The sequence below is a fragment of the Microbulbifer hainanensis genome (assembly GCF_014904735.1).
Lineage (GTDB): Bacteria > Pseudomonadota > Gammaproteobacteria > Pseudomonadales > Cellvibrionaceae > Microbulbifer > Microbulbifer hainanensis.
In genome coordinates, this window is sequence record NZ_JACZCR010000072.1 from 1 (window position 1) to 885 (window position 885).

At 54.9% G+C, this 885-nt stretch carries 1 protein-coding gene; it reads left to right on the forward strand.

The genetic code is table 11. The features are described from left to right. Window positions 1-142: 142 nt before the first annotated feature. The coding region (locus tag IG168_RS20380) for a type IV secretory system conjugative DNA transfer family protein (RefSeq protein ID WP_193166443.1) at window positions 143-885 on the forward strand (743 nt) is incomplete at its 3' end.

Below are 885 nucleotides of genomic sequence, written 5' to 3' on the forward strand. Positions count from 1 at the left end.
TTTCGCAACGGTCTCGCTATCGGCAAATCAGAGATCTCTCATGGGGCAGCCGGTGTCTCTCCGTTCTATGAATCAGCGACATCAGAACCGAATCCTCGTTCAATTGCTGACACGATCTCGCTGACGGTCGGAGGAGAAAAATATGCTCGCACGCGCCGCAACCTTCTACCGTGGTTTCCTTGTCATGCTCCTTTTCGTCATCGGCGGGATGGCCGGAGCGACACAGTATGTAGCGCACTGGTACGGCTATCATCCCGCCTTGGGGGAGCCCCTTTTTTCGATCGGTGCACATAAGTTTTATGCGCCCGTTATGTGGTGGATCTGGCTATTCAGTTTGCCTAATCCGCGGATGAATGTGTTCGATACCGGCCAGTTGATAATGACCGGTTTCATCGTCGCGGGGATCTTCGTTTTCATCTACGCCGTGACAATGCGGAAGCGGCAGTCGAGTGGAAAATTCGGGACTGCCCGATGGGCGACAGACAAAGAACTGGCTCGGTACAAGGGCCATAACGGAGTCATCGTTGGCACCAGCGGAAAGAAGAAGGACCGTCGCGGACGCATCCCTAAATACATCACTCACGATGGCCCCGAACATGTCGCTCTGATTGCTCCATCTCGTTCGGGGAAGGGGGCGTCCACGATCATCCCAACTTTGTTTCGGTGGACCGACAGCGCGTTCGTTCTCGATATCAAAGGCGAGAACTGGACCGCGACGAGCGGCTGGCGATCGACCTTCTCGAAGTGCTTCCGCTTCGATCCGGCTTCACCCGATTCCGCGAAGTTCAATCCGCTTCAAGAAATCCGGCTGGATCACAATCTCGTCGGTGACGTCGATCTGATTGCATCGATGTTGGTGGATCCCGAAGGCACCAAAACAAACCC